This is a genomic window from Nocardioides proteolyticus (assembly GCF_051280635.3).
Lineage (GTDB): Bacteria > Actinomycetota > Actinomycetes > Propionibacteriales > Nocardioidaceae > Nocardioides.
The window spans coordinates 11,904-32,505 of sequence record NZ_JBNBPO030000036.1 but is presented as its reverse complement, the minus strand read 5'-3'; the positions used below and the strand labels follow the sequence as shown (position 1 = coordinate 32,505).

The window sequence follows — 20,602 nt, the reverse complement described above, 5'->3', positions numbered from 1 at the left end:
GGTAACCACGAGCGGACAAGTCCCGTCAAAGGCACTGAGCCAGTCAGCCGAAGGGTCACGCTCGCAGTTGCCTGCCCACAGCCCAGCACCATCAGGCTGCGAAGGGAATCCTCACAGTCAGCCGACGACGCAACTCGAGTCGGGGCTTCTCGCGGGCAGCCGGGTCGGCCTGCCACAGCTCGTCGGGGCTGGCGAGCGTGTACAGGGGGCGGGACAGCAGGTGTGGCAGCAGAGACCGGTTGACGGTCAAGAGGGCCTCTTCGCGTCGTTCTCCCCACGCGGCGACGGACCCGTCGGTCTCGACCAGGACGCCCCAGCTAAGGAGGATGTCGACGGCGGCGACGAGGGCGCGGCGGTCGGCGATGGAGTCGTCGACGGTGACGCCGGTGGCTGCTGCGTCGGCGCGGAGCTGGTCGACGAGGGTGGACAGCAATACCTGTTCCCCGGTGCCGGGTGCGAGCAGACCGGCGCACACCAGGGCGAGATGCGTGTAGGCACGTGGGGTGAGGTCGACTCCGTTGCTGCGGTGTGCGCCACGGGCGGGTGCGTCGGCGGGCAGCGGTGTCTTGGCGAGCCGCGCGAAGCTGGACTCGACGACGAGCGGGTATCCGAGCTGGGTGGAGAACGCCTGTTTGAGGGCGGTCGCGTGGCGGCGGACCAGAGCCAACTCTTCGGGGTGCTTGGTTGCGGTGAGGACCGGGTGGACGAGCAGCGCCCGGGCGGCGGCACGACGTTCTGCTTCGGCCTGGGTTCGGGTCGCGGTGCTCGCGTTCGTCAGCGGCACGGTGTCGGCCCTCATGACGCGCCCTCGGCGACGTCAGCCGGCTCCCGATTGGCGCTGACGCGCTGCCCGGTGGTGGTGGCGTGCACGGTGAGGTCGTGGATGGTCAGGAGCCCGTCGTCGCAGTGGATGACGGTCGCGTCCGGGGAGGGAGCGGCGACGATCACGAGGTCGATGTCGGTGTCGGTCGACGTCATCGTTTCCTCGAGGTCCTGGTGGATGGCCAGGAGGTCGCCGAGTCGTTCCAAGAGCAGGTCGCGGGCGACTGGTGTGAGGCGGGCGCCGTGGAGGTTGCCGGTGACGGCGAGCTCGGCGGCGGCGGCCTTCTTCTGTGCGGCTTCGGCGGCGGCTTCGGCGAGCAAGGTCTCGCGGTCCAGGGCTGGATCGGGGACGCGGGACGAGCGGCCGCGGGCGGATCGATCGCCGCGTTCGCGCAGTGACAAGGGCACGTCGACCGGTTCGGTGTCCCACCACGAGGTGGTCGGTCCGGCGCGGCCGTCGTCCTCCTCGGGTCCGTGGAGGAGGTGCCGGGACGGATAGGCGCCGAACGCTGCGTCGAACAGGCGCTTGCAGCCAGTGGTGTCAGTGCCGTCGAGCCAGGTGGCGAGGCGGAGCAGGTCGGCGCGGCGGGACACGCCGGTGCCCGGTGCGGACAGCATCCGCTTGGCGTTCGCGATGAGCTGGCCGAGGGCCTGCTCGGCTGCGTTGCGGAGCCGGTCGGGGCCGGAGCGTCCGCGGCGTCCGGTGTACCAGGCGGTCAGGTCGTCCCAGTCGGCGCGGCTGCGTCCGGGTGAGCGCTCGGCGGGGTTCCCCTCGGGATCGATGAGCCGGGGCAGGGCGTCGAGGGTGGCGATGAGGTCGGGCAGGTGCGGCTCGATCTGCTCCAGCAGCCCAGCGACGGCCGGGGCGTGACGGGTGACGTCGGCGGTGAGGAGGTCGACGTAGTCGAGCAGCATCTCCTTGAACGCCCGGTATTCGGGCAGGCCGAGGTCGTAGCGAGACAGCCGACCCTGGACGAAGGCGTAGAAGTCGGTGGCGGAGTCGGAGAAGAGCCGCTGGTTGCTGAACACCGTGGTGACGTCGGCGGCGAGCGCGTCGACGTCACCGGCTCCGGCGAGGTTATCGAGGATTCGTTGGAGGGTCTGGACGGTGCCGCCGAGGAGCTCGCGGGCTACTTCGCGGGCGCCGTCGCTGGCGCGCAGGATCGCGTCCACGTCGCGGTGGACGCGTCCGCCGAGCTTGGTGACCTGGTAGCGGGAGCGGGAGCGGAGCCATTCGCTGACCGTGGCGACGCGGGCGTCCCGCATGGAGGGGACGAGGTTGCCCCAAGTGACGAGCTGCCGGCAGCGCGCTTCGACTTCGTCGATGTCGAGGGCGATGCCGTCGCGGTCGAGCAGCTCGTGGGCTTCGGCGGCCGAGAGGTCGGTCAGGAGGGTCTCGGTGAAGAGGCGCATCAGAGCCATGTACTCGAGCGCGTTGTCCGCGGTCGCGTACCGGTACAGGTCACGTCGCTGCTGGTCGGTGGGCACGTCGAAGACCACGTCTGTGCCGGTGGCGTCCGGTGTCATCTCACCGCCTCGGGTCCGGGCGGAGCTCATCCTGTCGGCGGTCCGCTTGCCGACTTGGAAGGTACGCCGACCGTCCGACAGTTCGGGCGACTTTCGCGAGGCTGGCCAGCCCCGGGGGTGAACTGGCCCGGGAATGGCCGTCCACCCGCCCTACACCGGAACGACGACTCGTCGACCCCGGGCGCCGAAGACGAGCTATCAGGCGACGTCGGTCGGCAGGGCGTGGGCCTTGACGTCGTTGAGGATGTCGACGAGGACGTCGACTTCGGCCTCGGGGAACACGAAGTCCGGACCGGTGGGCGCGTGATCGGTGTAGGGCGACTCGTACAGGCGACCAGGTTCGACGATGCCGTTCATGGCGAGCTCGTCGATGATCAAGCTGATGAACCGGATCTGCTCGACCGTCGCCTTCCCTTCGTCGAGGTAGGCGGCGAACGCCTCCGCAGCCGCAGCGCGGTCCAGGCCGACCAGACCGCGGATGAACAGGCCGAGTCCGCCGGACTGCTCGGAGGCCCAGGCGATGTCGACTTTCTGCCCGGCGCCGCTGGCCAACAGCATCTCCTCCAGAGCCGCGAGGTCGGCGGGGGTGAGCTGCTTGTTGCGGCGCAGCCGCTGGAGGGCGACGTGGTCCTCATGCTCCTTCAGGTAGGCGGCGGCCTTGGCGCGGAAGCGTTCCATGTTCGTGCCCGGGGTGGTGCCGGGCAGGTCGACGTAGATCTCCTCGCCGAGTTCGTCCTTGAAGTCGGTGTAGACGGTCTTCTTCTGGACCTTGTCGAGGAACTGCACCAGCCCGCGGAGCCGGAGGCGGACGAGCTCGAGCATCGGCAGGGTGACATCAACCCACCACTCGTCGCTGGCCACCTCTTCCAGACGCTCCGCCTGGGCGGCGACGGAGGGGATGGCGGTCTTGGCGAGGAGTCCGTGGGCGATGTCCTGGACCGTGGCACGGATACGTTCGGCGGCGACGGCGTCGCCTTCGAGCTGGGCGAGCTGGCGGCGGAGGATGAGGACGTCGAACCGTTTGGCGGTCTCCTCCTCGTCCTTGACCGTCGACGGCAGCCCGGCCAGGTGTTCGAGCACCTCGCCGGCGTCCTCCGGGGTCAGTGCGCCCCATGAGTTCCATTCGGCGTACTTCTCTACCCACCGCCGGTGAGGGCGGACGAGGAAGTTGTCGATGTTCATGCCGGCGACGTACTCGTGCAGGGCCTTCGCCGCCGAGGTCCGCAGCTCCTGCTCCTCCCCCGCGTGGTCAAGGGCCCCGACGAGCGCGAGGCGGGTCTCGAAGAGGCGCTGGTTCAGCGACTTCTGGTTCGAGCCCTCGGTGCCGGGGAGGTCCTGGCTGAAGTACTCCAGGTTGCCGCAGAAGTCGAAGACCAGGAAGTTCTTCTTGTCCTCTCCGGGGCCGAAGAGGTCCGGGCACAGGCGGGTGCCGCGGCCGATCATCTGCCAGAACTTCGACTTCGACCGGACCATCTTGAAGAAGACCAGGTTGGCGACCTCGGGGACGTCGATGCCGGTGTCGAGCATGTCGACACTGATCGCGATGTGCGGGTCCTTCTCGGGTTGGGAGAAGTCGTCGATCAAGCTCTGGGCGTACGACATGCCGTGGGTGATGACACGGGCGAAGTGGCCGGCCTTCTCGGGGTACTGGACGTCGAAGCGGTCGGCGATGAACTGGGCGTGGTCGCGGTTCTTGGCGAAGATGATGGTCTTCGCGAGCCGGTCACCGCCGGCGACCTTGTAGCCCTTGCCCATGAGCGTGGCGAGGACCTTGTCGACGGTGTCCTCGTTGAACAGGAACCGGTTGAGCTCTTCTGAGTCGACCGCGTCGGGTGGGCCGTCCTCGCCCCAGTCGAGGCTGTCCCACTCGTCCTTCTCCTCCTCGGACAGGTCGGCGTACTTGATGCCGTGGCGGAGGAACTTGGTGCCCACCGAGACCCCGACCGGGGGGACGAGGTAGCCCTCGCTGACGGCCTCGTCGAGGCTGTAGGCGTCGGTGGGGACGCCGTCCTCGAGGTGGAAGAGCCGGTAGGTGTTGTGGTCGACCTCGTCCTTCGGGGTGGCGGTGAGACCGAGGAGGAGGGAGTCGAACCAGGAGAAGATCGCACCGTACTTCTGGTAGACCGATCGGTGGGCCTCGTCGATGACGATGAGGTCGAAGTAGCCGGGCCCGAACTTCCGCAGGCCGCCGTCGGTGTCGTTGATGAGGTTCATCATCGTGGGGTACGTCGAGACGTAGACCCGGCCGTCGGCGACCTTGTCGGTGAGCAGGTTGACCGTGGTCGCGGCCGGAAGGTGGGTCTTGAACGCGTTGGTGGCCTGGGTGACCAGGGCGGTCCGGTCGGCCAGGAACAGGACGCGCTTGACCCAGTTGGCCTTCATCAGCTGGTCGACCAGTGCGATCGTCATCCGGGTCTTGCCCGACCCGGTCGCCATCACCAGCAGCGCTTCGCGCTGCTTCTTCATCAGCGCGTCGTCAACGGCACGGATGGCGCGCTGTTGGTAGTGCCGCCCGGCGATGTCGGTGTCGATCTTGACCTGGCCCAGCGGCAGGCGGGTCTGGCGGCGCTGGATCAGCAGCTCGAGCTCGTCGCGGGTGTAGAACCCCTGGATCTCCCGGGGCGGGTAGCCGGCGGCGTCGTCCCAGATCCAGTGCTGGTAGCCGTTGGTGTAGAAGATGACCGGCCGCCGGCCGTACTGCTTCTCCAGGCAGTCCGCGTACAGCTTGGCCTGCTGCTGGCCGACCTGTGCGGACCGTGTTGTGCGCTTGGCCTCGACCACCGCCAGCGGCAGCCCGTCCGCACCCCACAAGACGTAGTCGACGAACCCCTTGCCCTCGTTGTTGGGCATACCGGAGACCTCGAACTCCCGGTCCCGAGCCTCTGTCAGCAGCCACCCGGCCTCGCCGAGGAGGACGTCGATGAACAGGTCGCGGGTCTGTGCCTCGGAGTAGTCATGGTCATCGACCTGCGTCTTCGCCGCCTGCGCCGCCGCGATGTCCTCGCGCAGCTTCGCGATCTCCGCGTCCTTCGCCGCCGCGAGCTCCTCCTTCTCCGCCAGCGCCTTCGCCAAGGCCTCGTCCTGGGCCTTGAACTTCGCCGCCAGCTTCACAAGCTCGTCCCGCGACAGGGGTGCGGCCTTCGCCGCGAGCGCCGGGTCGAACTGCGCCCGCGTCGGCACCGCCCCGGGGTCGGCGGAGTAATGGAAGGCCGCCCACACCATCACATGGTGCAGCTCCCGCAGCACCTGCAACGCAACCTGCGGCGGGATCGCACGTGCCTCGTGCACGGCGGTGTTGCCCAGCTTGCGAATCAGGTTCAGCTTCTGGTTGATCCCGTTCCCGGTCTTCGCCCGGAACTCCGCGGCGTTGATCCTGGCAGCCAGATCCGATTGGTACGGCTCCGGCAGCCGAAGTACGTCGTACAGGTGACCGACCAGCTCCTCAACCGCGCGACGGCTATAGAAGCAGGCCGACCGGGGATCCGAGGACAGGTAGGACTCGGCCCGCGCGCAGTCGCCATGGATGGACGGCCACGCGCGTCGGATGAACTCGAAGTTGCTCACGCCTTACCGTCGCGATACCGGTATGCGTCTGACTCATTGATACGCGTGAGGCCACCCTCGAAGGAGCGCAGCCACCAAGTGCCGCTGGCGTCCAGAAAAGTGAACTCGACCGGCACCGTCGGGTTGCGCGTTCCACTAGAGCGCCAGATATCCCACGCCGTAGTGCAACCTTCATGCAACTGCAGCGGCACAGTCGATCCCGTTGGCGGAACGACTCTCATCCAACCGGCGTACACGGGTGCCATCATGCCGAGCTTGACCCAGAACCTGACTCGATAGAACGGCAACGACGAGGAATTCTGAACCACAATTGCGAGGCAATTCTCTGCAGCAGCCGACGCGGGCGTTTCACGAGCCTCCCACGCTGCAAGTTGCTGGGCGTGGCGCTGGACTTGCTCCGCTCTCTGAATTGAGTAGGCAAGCCAAGCGAAGTAGCCGGCTACGATGGCCGCCACCGCAGCGCCCACCGTTGCCGCAGCGGCCAGAGAATCCGGATTCCATCCCCACCGCATCAGAGGCTCCCCACAATCGTCCCGGCCCGCACGTGCGGCTCCTCGCCCGAGGCGTTCGCGCGCCCGGCCACAGTCACGACGGCACAAGCACGCATCGCCGGAAGGCAGTAGCCTGCAGAGCCCCTGCGCCGCGTCATTCGAAGAAGTCCTCATCGACCTCGACGATGTGGAGCGTGCGCTTGACCTGCACACCCACGCCGTAGCGGATCATCAGGCGCGTGAGCCGTTCGCCGTCGATGAGGATGACCCGGGTCGCAACCGAGTTGGCGTAGTCAACGGCGGTCCGGGCGAACCGGCTCGTGGTGATGAAGACGCCCTGGCTGGCCTGGTGTCCGGCCAGCGCGCCGACGAAGGCCTGGATGGCCTCCCGGCCCACGGTGTTGTCCGCCGCGTAGCGCTTTGCCTGAACGTAGATCCGGGACAGGCCGAGGGCGTCCTGGTCGATGATGCCGTCGATGCCGCCGTCGTTGGACAGCTTGGTCCGGGTAGCCGTTCCTTCGGCGCCGCCGTAGCCCATCGCCATCAATAGGTCGAGCACGGCCTGCTCGAAGAACACCGGCTCCTGGACCATGATCCTCGTCAGGAGCTGGTCGGCGACGTCGGCGTGGATGCGGGCGATGCCCGCCTCGATCTGCTCCAGCGGGTCGAGCTTCGTCTCGACCTCCGGCTCCGACGTCACTGTGCTGTCGGTCGCCGGGCGGGGGAAGGCCTTCCACGTGTGCGGGGCGTTCTCATCGCCGGATAGCGCCCGCAGGTGGCGCTCCGTGATGCCGTCCGGGTGGTCGGCAAGAAGCTTCCGACCAACGTCGGTGATCCGGTAGTGCGCACGGCTGGTCCGCTCGATCGCCCCCACCCGGGTCAGGTACGACAGCGCCCAATTGCCCCGGTTGACCCACTGCTCCTGCCCGGACGGGATCGTGATCTGCCGATGCTCCGGAGTCAGGTTGAGCACCTCGACCGCACGCTCAACGATCTGCCGCGACCGATGAATCTCACCGTCGAGCATCACCGTGAGGCACGGCGCCATGTACTGGTCCCAGGTCGGTGCCGACATCACAGCTCTCCTCGGAAAGCGCGGGACTGGAGCGAAGCGAAGAGTTGTTCTTCGGACTCGAGGGCTCGGGCGACCAATGCTCGGTGGGAATCGATCCGCTCGATTTGGGCCGCGAAGGTCCTCTGCATCTCGATCGGGGGGACGGGCACGAGGAGGTCACGAAGTCGGCCCATGCTGATTCGGGACCTCGTTTGACCTCGCACCAGCGAGTTGGCGAGGGCCAGTGTTCCTGGCATGTTCAAGAGCCAGCACGCGTACTCGGGCGTTGCGACCTCGGGATCAACCCGCATCTGAATGCAGTCCGCCTTGTTCAGGGCCAAGGCCATCGTCGGCGGCTGGATGCAGGCGCGCAGGTTCGGGTCCCCCAAGGTCCCAATCAAGACGTCGCCCGGCTTGCAATCGTGCTTCGAGAGCGTCGCGTAGTGCGAAGGTGCGACGTACGCGCGGTCGGCGTCGAGATAGCGACCGACACCGATGTTCTGAAGCCTGACGACAGGGACCCCATCTGGCGTGTAGTGGCTGCTCTTCAGGTTGCTGCCGAACGGTCCATCGCTGAACTTCAGCGACAACGACCCAACTGGCGCTGTAGGGAAGCCCAGTGGGTTGTTGGCAGGGTCGCCGAACATCGACAGGAAGGTCGCTCCGTGAAGGGAGTCGAGCTCGGCGAGGACTTGACGGCGCTTGGCGCGGAGGGCGTCGGCGCGGTCGAGGATCGCGGCGATGCGGCGCTGTTCGGGGAGCGGTGGCAACGGAATCTGAAGATCCTCTAGCACCCGGGCGTCCAGCTTCTTCGTTCCGTGCGCTGCCGTGCTGACCTGCGACAGGATCGTGTCGTGCTGTGCGCGAAGCATCGCTGCGAGGAACGATGCGTCGAGCTCCCGCTTTGGGATGAGCGCCTTCAGGTCTTGGTTGATCGCCGCATCCACATCCAGGATCGAGATTGGAACTGTGTGCGCCAAGATCATGCCGCGAACCACCATCGCCACGGTCCCCGCGGGAACCTTCCTGAGGGGCGTCTCGGAGAAGACATCCTCAGTGATGTGATTCGCCGAGTTGGTCAGGCGCGACCGCTTCATGTCCTTGGCGCTGAACCACGGGACGTCTCCGTTCCAGAAGTCCGATCGTGCCTTTGACGGCGTCCCGCCGCTGTAGAAGCGGACCACCTCCCCGAGGGCGACGGTCTTCATGTGAGCATCGCCTTCAGTTCAGCGAGCCCCTTGGCGATCTCGTCTTCGAGCGCTTCGATGCCGGCGATGATCTCCAGCGGCGGGCGGTGCTCGACGTCTTCGTACTCGACCTCCTTGTAGCGGTTCAGGGAGAGGTCGTAGCCCTGGGCGACGATGTCGGCCTTGGGGACGAGGAAGGACTGGTCGGTGCGTGTCCGGTCAGCCTCGGCGTTGAGGTTCTGCCACCGGGAGAGGACGTCGGGGAGGTCGTCGGCGTCGACCGGGTTGCGCTTGTCGTCGAGTGAGTAGCCGTCGGCCTGGACGTCGTAGAACCAGACGTTGTCGGTGCCGCCGGAGTTGGTCTTGGTGAAGAACAGGATGGCGGTCGAGACGCCGGCGTACGGCTTGAAGACACCGGAGGGGAGCTTGACGACGGCGTCGAGCTTCTGGTTCTCGACGAGGATCGTGCGTAGGTCCTTGTGGGCCTTCGATGAGCCGAACAGCACCCCGTCCGGAACGATGACCGCGGCCCGGCCACCGGGCTTGAGGAGCTTGAGGAAGAGGGCCAGGAAGAGCAGCTCGGTCTTCTTGGTCTTCACAACCCGCTGGAGGTCCTTGGCGGTGGACTCGTAGTCCAGCGACCCGGCGAACGGAGGGTTGGCCAGGATCAGGGTGTACTTCTCCGCGTCTTCGCTGGCGCCCTCGGAGAGGGAGTCGCGGTAGCGGATGTCGGGGGCGTCGATGCCGTGGAGCAGCATGTTCATGCTGCCGATGCGGAGCATGGTGGAGTCGAAGTCGTAGCCATGGAACATCGACCGGTGGAAGTGCTGGCGCTGGGTGGCGTCCGTGAGCGTCTGCGGGTGGGCGTCTCGGATGTACTCGCTCGCGGCGACAAGGAAGCCGGCCGTGCCGCAGGCGGGGTCGCAGATCTCGTCGGTCGGCTGCGGGGCGGTCATCTTCACCATCAGCTCGATGATGTGGCGCGGAGTGCGGAACTGGCCGTTGACGCCGGCGGCGGCGATCTTGGAGAGCAGGTACTCGTACAGGTCGCCGTTGGTGTCGCGATCAGCCATTGGGATGTCGTCGAGCATGTCGACGACCTTGCTCAGCAGCGCCGGGGTCGGGATGGTGAACCGGGCATCCTTCATGTGGTCGCTGTAGGTCGACTCGTCACCGCCGACCTTGCGGAGAAACGGGAAGACCTCCTCGGCCACGACCCGGTGCATGACGGCGGGGTCGTCGTTCTTGAACCGGCTCCAGCGCAGGTGCTCCTGGCCGGGTAGGAAGACCGGGTTCTCGATGGCCCCGCCGGTGCGGCGGGCCTTGTTCTCGGCGAGGGCCTGCAGGTCGTCGAGACGGCGGATGAACAGCAGGTAGGTGATCTGCTCGATGACCTCGAGCGGGTTGGAGATGCCGCCGGACCAGAAGGCGTCCCAGACACGGTCGATCTTGCTCTTCAGTTCTCCGGTGATCACGGTCTTTACCCTAGTGAGCCGCGGGCGTTCGGGGGCCAAGATGGCATACCTCCCTGCCGGACGGTTCTTCCGGCCAGCCGAGCAGGCTGACAGGAACGGCCGACAGAACACGTAGCCCGTTCATCGCCTGGCGACATTCGCCCCCATGAGCACGGGCAAATGCCGCCGGCCCGGACCACCCCTTACGGGGCGGACCGGGCCGGTGAGCGCTCAGCAGTGCGTCATCGACGTGACAGGGAATGTCCGGTTGTCTGATCTGCGGTCATTGGTGTCCGCTTCACGGACGTTGCTGACGCGTTGGTCAGGGACATTTCCTGTCCGTTGACATCAGCTGCAGCCGCTGGTGCTGCCGCAGCCCTCGCACACGTAGCACGAGCCGGCCGGCCGCATCTTGGTGCCGCAGGTCATGCAGAGCGGGCTGTCGACCGCCGTACCGGTGATCTGCTCGAGGAGCTCGGCGGTCGTCTTGGCGACGCGCGGAGCGCCCTCGAGCGGGTCGGCGGCCTCGGCTTCGACCTCGTCGCCGACCTCCACCTCCGCGTCGGGGACCTTGGCCTTCGGCGCCTTCTCGACGAGTTCGGAGGCGGAGCCGGTCTCCTCGATGGGCTCGTACGAGCCGGTCTCGAGGTGGCGCTGACGCTCCTCGGCGGAGTAGATGCCGAGCATGGACCGCTCCTCGAAGGAGAGGTAGTCCAGCGCCAGGCGGCGGAAGACGTAGTCCATGATCGACTGCGCCATCCGGACGTCGGGGTCGTCGGTGAGACCGGCGGGCTCGAAACGCAGGTTGGTGAACTTCGAGACGTAGGTCTCCAGCGGCACGCCGTACTGCAGGCCGATGCTGACCGCGATCGAGAAGGCGTCCATCACGCCGGCCAGGGTCGAGCCCTGCTTGCCGAGCTTGAGGAAGATCTCGCCGAGGGTGCCGTCGTCGTGGGCGCCGGAGGTCATGTAGCCCTCGGCACCGGCCACCGCGAAGGAGGTGGTGCGGGCCTGGCGCGACTTCGGCAGGCGCTTGCGGGTCGGGGCGTAGACGACCTTCTCCACGACCTTCTCGACGACCTTCTCCACGACCTCCGCGTCGCCGCCCTTGTCCTTGGACTTGGCGTCGCCGAGCGGCTGGCCGACCTTGGAGGCGTCGCGGTAGATCGCGGTGGCCTTGAGGCCCAGCTTCCACGACTGGAGGTAGATGTCCTCGACGTCCTCGACCGTCGCCGACGACGGCAGGTTGACCGTCTTGGAGATCGCGCCGGAGAGGAACGGCTGGGTGGCGGCCATCATCTTCACGTGGCCCATCGGGCCGAGCGCCCGGGCGCCGACCGCGCAGTCGAAGACCTCATAGTGCTCCGGCTTGAGGCCGGGGGCGTCGATCACGTGCCCGTGCTCGGCGATGTAGGACACGATCGCCTCGACCTGCTCGTCCTGGTAGCCGAGCTTGCGCAGCGCGCGCGGGACGGTGTTGTTGACGATCTGCATGGAGCCGCCGCCGACGAGCTTCTTGAACTTCACCAGCGAGAAGTCCGGCTCGATGCCCGTGGTGTCGCAGTCCATCATGAAGCCGATGGTGCCGGTCGGCGCGAGCAGCGAGGCCTGCGCGTTGCGGAAGCCGTTGGCCTTGCCGAGGTCGACGACCTGCTGCCACTCCTTGCTGGCCGCCTTGTGCACCTCGGAGTCGGCCACGTGCAGCGGGCGCAGCTCGTCGTTGGCCGCCTGGTGCTTGCGCATCACGCGGTTGTGGGCCTCGGCGTTGCGGGCGTAGCCGTTGTAGGGGCCGACGACCGCGGCCATCTCCGCCGAGCGGCGGTACGACGCGCCGGTCATCAGGCTGGTGATGGCAGCCGCCATCGCGCGGCCGCCGTCGGAGTCGTAGCCCAGGCCCATCGCCATGAGCAGCGCGCCGAGGTTGGCGTAGCCGATGCCGAGCTGGCGGTAGTCGCGGGTGGTCTGGCCGATCGCCTCGGTCGGGAAGTCGGCGAAGCAGATGGAGATGTCCATCGCGGTGAACACCAGCTCGGTGGCCTTGGTGAAGCGCTCGACGTCGAAGGTGTCGTCGTCCTTGAGGAACTTCATCAGGTTGAGCGAGGCCAGGTTGCACGAGGAGTTGTCGAGCGACATGTACTCCGAGCACGGGTTGGACGCGGTGATCCGGCCCGTCTCGGGGTTGGTGTGCCAGTCGTTGATCGTGTCGTCGTACTGCAGGCCGGGGTCGGCGCAGGCCCAGGCGGCCTCGGAGATCTTGCGGAACAGCGAGCGGGCGTCGACGGTCTCGATGACCTCGCCGGTCATCCGCGCGCGGAGGCCGAACTCGCCGCCCTCCTCGACGGCGCGCATGAACTCGTCGGAGACCCGGACCGAGTTGTTGGCGTTCTGGTACTGCACGGACGTGATGTCCTTGCCGCCCAGGTCCATGTCGAAGCCGGCGTCGCGCAGGGCGCGGATCTTGTCCTCCTCGCGCGCCTTGGTCTCGACGAACTCCTCGATGTCAGGGTGGTCGACGTCGAGGACGACCATCTTCGCCGCGCGGCGGGTGGCGCCACCGGACTTGATGGTGCCGGCGGAGGCGTCGGCGCCGCGCATGAAGGAGACCGGCCCGGAGGCGGTGCCGCCGGAGGAGAGCAGCTCCTTGGAGGAGCGGATCCGGGAGAGGTTCAGGCCGGCACCGGAGCCGCCCTTGAAGATGAAGCCCTCCTCCTTGTACCAGTTGAGGATCGACTCCATCGAGTCGTCGACGGAGAGGATGAAGCAGGCCGAGACCTGCTGCGGCGACTGGGTGCCGACGTTGAACCAGACCGGGGAGTTGAACGAGAAGTACTGGTGCACGAGCAGCCAGGTCAACTCGTGCTCGAAGGTCTCGGCGTCGGCGGGCGTCGCGAAGTAGCCGTGCTCGACACCGGCCTTGGTGTAGGTCTTCACCACCCGGTCGATGAGCTGCTTGAGGCTCCACTCCCGCTCGGGGGTGCCGACGGCGCCGCGGAAGTACTTGGTGGTGACGATGGTCGAGGCGTTCAGCGACCAGAAGTCGGGGAACTCCACCCCGGTCTGCTCGAAGACGGACTCGCCGGTCTTCCAGTTGGTCTGGACGACGTCGCGGCGCTCCCACGTGATCTCGTCGTAGGGGTGCACGCCCGGGGTGCTGAAGACGCGCTCGATCTGCAGCCCGTTGTCGGGTCCCTTGCCGGATGCGGCGGCCTTGCTGGCCGCTGCGGGGTTGGCCGTCTCCGTCATGATTCTCCTGGGTTTGGTCGTCGACTGTGTCAACAAATGCGGCTGGTGCGGTGTTCCTGCTGTACGGCGACGGACGGGTGTCCGGGGCCGCGGAGATTGGTGGCCCGGCAGGCAGCTTCCCCACTACCTGCCGGGCTGTCTGTGGTCAGCCCGTGGGGGCTGGTTGGGTGTCCTCACGGAGCTGGCGCTCCGCCCTCATCAGGGCGATCTCGTTCTCGAAGTCGGCCGCGGAGGCGAAACCGCGGTAGACGCTGGCGAACCGGAGGTAGGCGACCTCGTCGAGGCGGCGCAGCGGGGCGAGGATCGCCAGGCCCACCTCGTGGGCGGCGATCTCGGGGCTCCCCGCGAGCCGGAGCTGGTCCTCGACCTCCTGGCCGAGGCGGGCGAGGTCGTCCTCGTCGACGGGCCGGCCCTTGCACGCCTTGCGGACGCCGGCGACGGCCTTCTCGCGGTGGAACGGCTCGGTGGCGCCGGAGCGCTTGAGCACCGTCAGCTGCATCGCCTCGACGGTGGTGAACCGCTTCTCACACTCCTGGCACACCCGGCGGCGGCGGATCGAGCAGCCGTCGTCGGCAACGCGGGAGTCGAGGACCCGGGTGTCGTCGTGCTTGCAGTACGGACAGTGCATCGGCTCCCCCTCCCGGGTCCGCTGGCTGTGGAGATCAACCGGCCGGCTGTGCAGAACCACCCGGCCGCCTGTGCACTCCACGCCCCCGCTCTGTGAACTAGATGTGGAGAACTACATCGTTGTAACTACTAGATGTAGTGGTAACCGTACGCCCCGGCCACGAGGGGTGCAAGCGGAACGCCGGACGAGTCGGGCACAAATTTTCCGCGGCCGTGTTTGCGCAGGTCACCACGCAGGAACGCTGTTCCCCGTACCGTTCAGCACGGGCGTGTCGTCTCGGAATCCGCCCGCCTCTCGTCGGCCTCGGGGCCGCGCCCCCGCATGCTCGCCTGTGCAGGCGAGCCGACTCAGGAGATCCCCCATGCGCAAGTCGTCCTCGTCCCGTCGCGCCCGTCGCGCCCTCGCCGCGACCGCCGTCGCCGTCGCCCTGCCCCTCGCGCTCACCGCCTGCGGTGAGGCTGCCGAGCAGGCCACGGAGAAGGCGATCGAGCAGGCCGCCGAGGAGAACGGCGAAAAGGTCGACGTCGACCTCGACGAGGACGGGGGCTACTCCGTGGAGGGCGAGGACGGTTCCTTCTCCAGCGGAGCGAAGATCCCCGACGACTTCCCCGACGACGTGCCGGTCGTCGGCGAGGTCACCTACGGCATCGCCAACGAGTCGGACGGCACCAAGTCCTGGCAGCTGGCCGCCACGGAGGACGGGTCCGCGCAGGACGTCTACGCCGAGGCCAAGAGCGCGCTCGAGGACGCCGGCTTCGAGGTCGGCGAGGGTCAGGAGTACGGCGAGCTGGCGACCCTCAGCAACGGCGAGTACGAGGTCGTGCTGTCGGTCGGCGACAATGGCGACGGCAGCGCCGGGATCTCCTACGCGGTGACCGAGAGCGCCTGACCGCCGATCGCCCGCACCCTCCGGCGGGTTGGTCACCGCACCCAGACACCCATCGGACACAATGACCGCCGTGGGAGCAGGGAAGCGGGCGGGCGACAGGCCGAAGCGGCGGTTCCGAGCCGACCTGCTCCTGCTCGCGGTCGGCATCACCTTCGCGATCGTCGCTTGGGGATACCTGGTCTTCGCCGCGATCGACTTCGGCGCGACGGCCCGGCACGAAGGCGACAAGGCCGCCTGGGGCTTCCTCGCCGTGGCGGCCCTGGGAGCCATGCTCTGCCTCTTCCTCGCGTTCATGCTGGCCGTGCGGTTCGCGCGGGCGATCGGGCTGGCCGCGGCGCCGGAGCCGAAGCCGAAGCGCGATCCCTCCACGCCGAAGGGCGGCAAGCGCGCCGCTCGCTAGTCGAGCCTCGCCGACGGGGAGGCGCTCGCTCCGGCCTCGAACAGCGCGAGGGGCGAGGCCGGGGTCGGTGGCCTCGCCCCTCGCCTTCCCCTGTGGGCCCGGGGTCGGTGGGCCCGTTCGCGTCCGCCGGGGTCGAGGCGGCGGACGGGTCGGTGGCGGCTGCGACGGCAGCCGGGTGCTACTCCGCTGCCGGCACCCGCAGCTCCTGGCCGGCGTAGACCAGGCTCGAGTCCAGCGTGTTGAGCCGCTGGATGCGCTCCATCATGTCGCGCACGTCGCCGGCACCGGTGGCCGCGGCCGCCTCGCTGGCGATGTCCCACAGCGTGTCGCCGGGGGCGACGGTGACCACCTCGACCTGGGCCGCCGCTCCCCGCTCGTCGGTGGCCACGGAGCCTCCGGCGAGCGCCACGACGAGGGCGGCGAGGAGCGCCAGCGCGATCACCAGGACGGCCAGCCGGCCCCGGCGGGTCAGGCGGACCTGACCGGACGGGCGGGCGGCACGAGAGGGGCGGGAAGGGTCGGAAGGGTGGGCGGGGCGGGCGGAGACGTGCGGGGCGAGGGTGATCGTGCTCATGGTGACCTCCGGGGGAAGGAGCGGGTGGGTCGCGGAGCGATGTCTACGCAGTCGGTCCGACACAAGCCGGTCGATCATGCGTTCGATCGAACATGTGTACGAGGCTAGATCATGTGTTCGAACAAGTCCAGCCCCTCGTCGAACGTGCGTTCGAAGGGACGAGGGCGACACGCCGTTCGAACAGACGTTTGAAACCGGCCCGCGTCTTCGGTTAGCGTCGGCACATCGACACACCGGAACTGGAGGGCACTCAGATGGCCGACAAGAAGGCGGGCCGCGGCGTGGCCGAGCTGCCCGACGGGCCCCCCGACGCCACCGGTCTCACCCCCCGGCAGCAGCGGGTGCTGGCCCACATCAAGGACAGCATCGAGAAGCGGGGCTACCCGCCGAGCATGCGCGAGATCGGCCAGGCGGTCGGCCTCACGAGCACCTCCAGCGTCGCCCACCAGCTCCGGGTCCTCGAGGAGAAGGGCTACCTCAAGCGCGACCCCAACCGGCCGCGCGCACTCGAGGTGTTCCTCCCCGAGGTGATGGCGGCGCGCAAGGCGATCGGCAACGTCGCCGACCCCGAGCAGACCGGGTTCGACGAGACGGGCATCGGTGACGCCGCTCCCGTGCCCGCGAACGTGCCCGTGGTCGGCCGGATCGCCGCCGGTGGCCCCATCCTCGCCGAGGAGCGCGTGGAGGACGTCTTCCCGCTCCCCCGCCAGCTCGTCGGCGACGGCCAGCTCTTCCTGCTCGAGGTCAGCGGCGAGTCGATGATCGACGCCGCGATCTGCGACGGCGACTACGTCGTCATCCGCCAGCAGCCCACCGCCGAGAACGGCGAGATCGTCGCGGCGATGATCGACGGCGAGGCGACGGTCAAGACCTTCCAGCGCAAGGACGGACGGGTGTGGCTGCTGCCGCACAACCCGGCCTTCGAGCCGATCGACGGCACCCACGCCACCATCCTCGGCAAGGTCACCGCCGTCCTCCGCCGCGTCTAGCCGCTCGGCCCGGCACCGGGAACGACACGTCGGCTCGGGCGATAAATGCCTCGTTCGCGGGCCGACAACGTAAAGTCGCCGGGTCACTCGTCGCCGACCCGCGAAGGCCGCACCCCATGACCTCCAGCAGCCGGTCCCCCCTCTCGGGGCTGCTCCTGTCCCTCGTCGCCAGCCTGCTCGTCATGCCGCTGCTGGGCGGCGCCGCGCAGGCTGATGAGACCGGTCCCGCCGACCCCACCGCGCCCGGCGCCACCGCCGGCCCGGGCGACCCCGCGGAGGTCGCAGAGAAGACGCTGGAGAAGGTCGAGGGCCTCATCGACGGCAGCACGCCGCCGCCGGTGGACCACAACCCCGACGACGGTCACGAGACGCACAAGGACCTCACCCTCGAGCTGCGCGACCTCGCGGCCGTGAAGGACGACCTCCCCCGCCACCGGCAGGCCGACGCCGAGCGGATCCTGGCCCGCCCGGACGGCTCCGACGGCGGGTGCGACGGCATCGCCTGCTGGAGCCGCCAGGCGTCGGACGCCCGCAAGTGCGGCACCCGGGTCTGCGTGCACTGGGTGCGCGAGTCCTACGACCGGGCCTCGGACGCCTACGCCGCCAAGGTGCTGCGCGTCACCAACAGCGTCGCCGAGCGCTACAAGCGGGCCGGCTACCGCGCGCCGAAGAACGACCGCGGCCGCGGGGGCAGCTGGAAGCTGGACATCTACCTCGCCGACATCGGCAGCATGGGCTACTACGGCTACTGCACCAGCGACCGCGGCGTCTCCCGCCACGCGCCGTACGCCGCCTACTGCGTGCTCGACAACGACTACTCCGCAGCCGAGTACGGCACCAGCGCCAGCTCCTCGGACCTGCTGAAGGTCACCGCCGCCCACGAGCTCTTCCACGCCGTCCAGTTCGCCTACGACGCCTACGAGGACAGCTGGTTCATGGAGGCCACGGCGACCTGGGCGGAGGACGAGATCTACGACTCGGTCGACGACAACCGCTACTACCTGCGCTACGGCCCGCTGGCGCGGCCGGACCAGCCCCTGAACCTCGCCGCCGGCGGATCGGAGTACGGCGCCTGGATCTTCTTCCGCCACCTCACCGAGCGCTTCAGCTACTCCCAGGCCGGCCTGCCGGTGATCGTCCGGAAGATGTGGACGAATGCCATAGGCGCGGGCGACGACGGGTACTCGCTGCCCGCCATCGAGGCCGCCCTGGCCGAGCGCGGCACGGACCTATCGACGCAGCTCTCGAGCTTCGCGGCCCGCAACCGGCAGCCGGCGCGGTACTACGAGGAGGGAGCGGCCTATCCGGTCGCCGCTCCCGCCCAGATCAACCGAATCACCGCACGGGCTCGGGAGAAGAATCTCCGCTTCCCGGTGAACCAACTGGCGGCGAAGACGCTGCGCTACGTGCCGTCGGGCGCCATGGGGAAGACCTGGAAACTCCGGATCGACGTTGCCCTCGACGCGGGGGCGGACAGCGCGGCCATCATCACGGTCAAGCGCAAGGGCCGCGCCCCGACCATGCACCGGCTGCGCCTCGACGGCGCAGCGGCAGCCACGACGACCCGCGGCTTCGGCAGCCGGGTGGACTGGATCGAGGCCACCGTGGTGAACGCCGATCAGCGCCAGACCGACTGCTACACGATCAACGATCCCACGTTCACCTGCCGCGGCTACCCGCTCGAGGAGAGCGTGCGGCAGCTCGTCAACGTGCGCGCCTATCACTGACCGGCGGCCGCCGACAGGCGCGCAAGCGCCTTCCGCACCACCTGCGGGTCCGTGGTCGGCCACATCGGCGGCAGGCTGGCCTTGAGGAACGAGCCGTAGCGCGCCGTCGCGAGCCTCGGGTCGAGCACCGCCACGACACCCCGGTCGGCGTGCGTGCGCACCAGCCGGCCGGCGCCCTGCGCCAGGAGCAGCGCGGCGTGGGTGGCGGCGACCTGCATGAAGCCGTTGCCGCCGGCCTTGTCGACGGCCTTCTGGCGCGCCGACATCAGCGGGTCGTCGGGGCGCGGGAACGGGATCCGGTCGATGATCACCAGCTGGCAGGTGTCGCCCGGGACGTCGAGGCCCTGCCAGAGGCCGAGCGTGCCGAACAGGCAGGTGTGGGGGTCGTCGACGAACTGCCGGGCCAGCTCGGGCAGCTGCGCGTCACCCTGGGCCAGCGTGGTCAGGTGCGGCAGCCGGGCGCGCACGTGCTCGGCCGCCGTCTCCGCGGCGCGGCGGCTGGAGAACAGCCCGAGGGTGCGGCCCTCGGCGGCGTCCACCAGCTCGGTGATCTCGTCGAGCTGGGCCCGGCCCAGGCCGTCGCGCCCCGGCGGTGAGAGGTGGCGGGCGACGTACAGGATCGCCTGCTTGGGGTAGTCGAACGGGCTGCCGACGTCGATGCCGACCCACGGCTGCGCGTCGTCGGGGAGGTCGTCGGGGCTCGTCGCGGTCGATGCGCGGCCTCCTCGACCAGCCGGTGCCAGGCGCTCGGACGGCTTGAGGCCGACGCCGGTGGCGATGGAGTCGAAGTCGCCGCCGAGCATCAGCGTGGCCGAGGTGAGCACGACGGTGTTGTCGGCGAGCAGCTTGTCGCGCATCGGGCCCCACACCTGCAGGGGCGCGACGCACAGGCGTGGCGGGATCCGGTCGGTGCCCTCGCTCAGCCACAGCACGTCGGACTCCGAGCAGGCCGCCATCCGCTCCGCGGTGGTGAAGACCTCCTGCACCGACGCCTTCGCCTGCGACAGGCCGGCATCGGGATCGCCGCCCGGCTCGGCCCGCGGGAAGGCCGAGACGCACGCCCGCGCGGCGTCGCGGACGAGCACCAGCGCGTCGGCGAGGTCCTCCGGCAGCCGCTCGAACCGGCCGGGCCGGGCCTCGGCCATCGCCGCGCGCAGCGCGTCGGAGGCGTCGGCGAGCTCGTCGGCCTCGCTGCCCTCGACGTGGCGGACGCTGCGCCGCGCGGCCCGCTCCACCTCCGCCGCCCACAGCTCGTCGGTCGCCGCCTGGGTGACCCGGGCGGCCAGCTCGTGGGCCTCGTCGATCACCACGGCGTCGTAGTCGGGGATCATCGGGATGCCCTCGATCGCGTCGATCGCGAGCAGGGAGTGGTTGGTGATCACCAGGTGGGAGCGCTGCGCCTTCTCGCGGGCGCGCTCGGCGAAGCACTCCTCGCCGAACGGGCACTTCGTGGCGCCCAGGCACTCGCGGGCCGAGACGCTGACCTGCCGCCACTCCCGCTCGGTGTGGCGCGGCGCGTCGTCGCGCTCCCCGGTGCCGCCGTCGTCGGCCTGCCGCTCGGCCCACGAGCGCAGCTCGAGCACCTTCTTGCCCAACGCGCCCAGGGCGTCCTCGGCCTGGATCAGCTCCCCCTGCTCGTCGGGCGCGCCCTCGCGCACTCGGTGCAGGCATGCGTAGTTGGACCGCCCCTTGAGCACGGCGTACGACGTGTCGACGCCCGGTGCGGTGCCGACGGCCTTGACCAGGCGCGGCAGGTCGCGCTCGACCAGCTGGTGCTGCAGGGCCAGGGTCGCGGTGGCGACGACGACCCGCTTGTCGTGCAGGAGCGCGGGCACGAGGTAGCCCAGCGACTTGCCGGTGCCGGTGCCGGCCTGGACGAGCAGGTGCTGGCCGTCGGCGAACGCGGCCGCGACCGCCTCCGCCATGGCCACCTGGCCGTCGCGCTGCTGACCGCCGAGCGCGCGGACGGCCGTCGCCAGCAGGTCGCGGACCGGGGTGGGCGACGCCTCGTCCGTGGCCGCGGCGCTCGCCTGGTCGGTGGTCACCGAAGAAC

15 protein-coding genes are annotated in these 20,602 nt (G+C 69.0%); 4 read left to right on the top strand and 11 right to left on the bottom strand.

Annotated features, from left to right (window positions below):
• Positions 1-91: 91 nt before the first annotated feature.
• The 9 genes from ACPOLA_RS17605 to nrdR form a co-directional block, all read right to left on the bottom strand.
• Complete coding sequence (locus ACPOLA_RS17605) at positions 92-799, bottom strand: DUF2398 family protein (RefSeq protein WP_435771808.1); 708 nt, start codon at positions 797-799, stop codon at positions 92-94.
• Positions 796-2,349: a TIGR02677 family protein gene (locus ACPOLA_RS17600; RefSeq protein WP_435771807.1), complete on the bottom strand. Its 1,554-nt coding sequence runs from the start codon at positions 2,347-2,349 to the stop codon at positions 796-798. Before ACPOLA_RS17600 ends, ACPOLA_RS17605 begins: the two co-directional genes overlap by 4 nt.
• 198 nt (positions 2,350-2,547) lie before the next feature.
• Positions 2,548-5,913 (bottom strand): DEAD/DEAH box helicase family protein, encoded by a 3,366-nt coding sequence (locus tag ACPOLA_RS17595; protein ID WP_435771806.1) that lies wholly within the window; start codon positions 5,911-5,913, stop codon positions 2,548-2,550.
• On the bottom strand, positions 5,910-6,425 hold the full coding sequence (locus ACPOLA_RS17590; RefSeq protein ID WP_435771805.1) for a hypothetical protein: 516 nt from the start codon (positions 6,423-6,425) through the stop codon (positions 5,910-5,912). Before ACPOLA_RS17590 ends, ACPOLA_RS17595 begins: the two co-directional genes overlap by 4 nt.
• Positions 6,426-6,558: 133 nt before the next feature.
• The gene (locus ACPOLA_RS17585) at positions 6,559-7,479 is read right to left on the bottom strand and encodes a restriction endonuclease (RefSeq protein WP_435771804.1); all 921 of its coding nucleotides are present in this window, start codon (positions 7,477-7,479) and stop codon (positions 6,559-6,561) included.
• A complete protein-coding gene (locus ACPOLA_RS17580) occupies positions 7,479-8,666 on the bottom strand; it encodes a restriction endonuclease subunit S (protein WP_435771803.1) in 1,188 nt (395 codons plus the stop codon). The genes ACPOLA_RS17585 and ACPOLA_RS17580 overlap by 1 nt, the downstream gene beginning before the upstream one ends.
• A complete protein-coding gene (locus ACPOLA_RS17575) occupies positions 8,663-10,120 on the bottom strand; it encodes a type I restriction-modification system subunit M (protein ID WP_435771802.1) in 1,458 nt (485 codons plus the stop codon). The genes ACPOLA_RS17580 and ACPOLA_RS17575 overlap by 4 nt, the downstream gene beginning before the upstream one ends.
• Before the next feature lie 327 nt (positions 10,121-10,447).
• The gene (locus ACPOLA_RS17570; protein WP_435771801.1) at positions 10,448-13,342 is read right to left on the bottom strand and encodes a vitamin B12-dependent ribonucleotide reductase; all 2,895 of its coding nucleotides are present in this window, start codon (positions 13,340-13,342) and stop codon (positions 10,448-10,450) included.
• Positions 13,343-13,487: 145 nt separating this feature from the next.
• On the bottom strand, positions 13,488-13,970 hold the full coding sequence (gene nrdR / locus ACPOLA_RS17565; protein ID WP_435771800.1) for a transcriptional regulator NrdR: 483 nt from the start codon (positions 13,968-13,970) through the stop codon (positions 13,488-13,490).
• Between the two features lie 361 nt (positions 13,971-14,331).
• Here nrdR and ACPOLA_RS17560 point away from each other — a divergent pair, with 361 nt between their 5' ends.
• Together ACPOLA_RS17560 and ACPOLA_RS17555 are read left to right on the top strand one after the other, a co-directional pair.
• Positions 14,332-14,859, top strand: a complete 528-nt coding sequence (locus ACPOLA_RS17560) for a hypothetical protein (protein WP_435771799.1) — start codon at positions 14,332-14,334, stop codon at positions 14,857-14,859.
• Between the two features lie 70 nt (positions 14,860-14,929).
• Positions 14,930-15,259 carry a hypothetical protein gene (locus ACPOLA_RS17555; RefSeq protein WP_435771798.1) on the top strand — a complete coding sequence of 110 codons (330 nt, stop codon included), beginning with the start codon at positions 14,930-14,932 and terminating at the stop codon, positions 15,257-15,259.
• Positions 15,260-15,437: 178 nt separating this feature from the next.
• On the opposite strand, the gene ACPOLA_RS17550 is transcribed toward ACPOLA_RS17555, so the two are convergent.
• Positions 15,438-15,833, bottom strand: coding sequence for a LysM peptidoglycan-binding domain-containing protein (locus tag ACPOLA_RS17550; RefSeq protein WP_435771797.1), 396 nt, complete (start codon positions 15,831-15,833; stop codon positions 15,438-15,440).
• Positions 15,834-16,087: 254 nt separating this feature from the next.
• On the opposite strand from ACPOLA_RS17550, the gene lexA reads away from it, so the two are divergent.
• Together lexA and ACPOLA_RS17540 are read left to right on the top strand one after the other, a co-directional pair.
• Positions 16,088-16,822 carry a transcriptional repressor LexA gene (gene lexA / locus ACPOLA_RS17545; protein WP_435771796.1) on the top strand — a complete coding sequence of 245 codons (735 nt, stop codon included), beginning with the start codon at positions 16,088-16,090 and terminating at the stop codon, positions 16,820-16,822.
• A 116-nt stretch (positions 16,823-16,938) separates the two neighbouring features.
• On the top strand, positions 16,939-18,549 hold the full coding sequence (locus ACPOLA_RS17540; RefSeq protein WP_435771795.1) for an MXAN_6640 family putative metalloprotease: 1,611 nt from the start codon (positions 16,939-16,941) through the stop codon (positions 18,547-18,549).
• Here ACPOLA_RS17540 and ACPOLA_RS17535 read toward each other — a convergent pair.
• On the bottom strand, positions 18,543-20,594 hold the full coding sequence (locus tag ACPOLA_RS17535; RefSeq protein ID WP_435771794.1) for an ATP-dependent DNA helicase: 2,052 nt from the start codon (positions 20,592-20,594) through the stop codon (positions 18,543-18,545). The two genes, ACPOLA_RS17540 and ACPOLA_RS17535, sit on opposite strands and share 7 nt — an antisense overlap.
• Between the last annotated feature and the right edge of the window lie 8 nt (positions 20,595-20,602).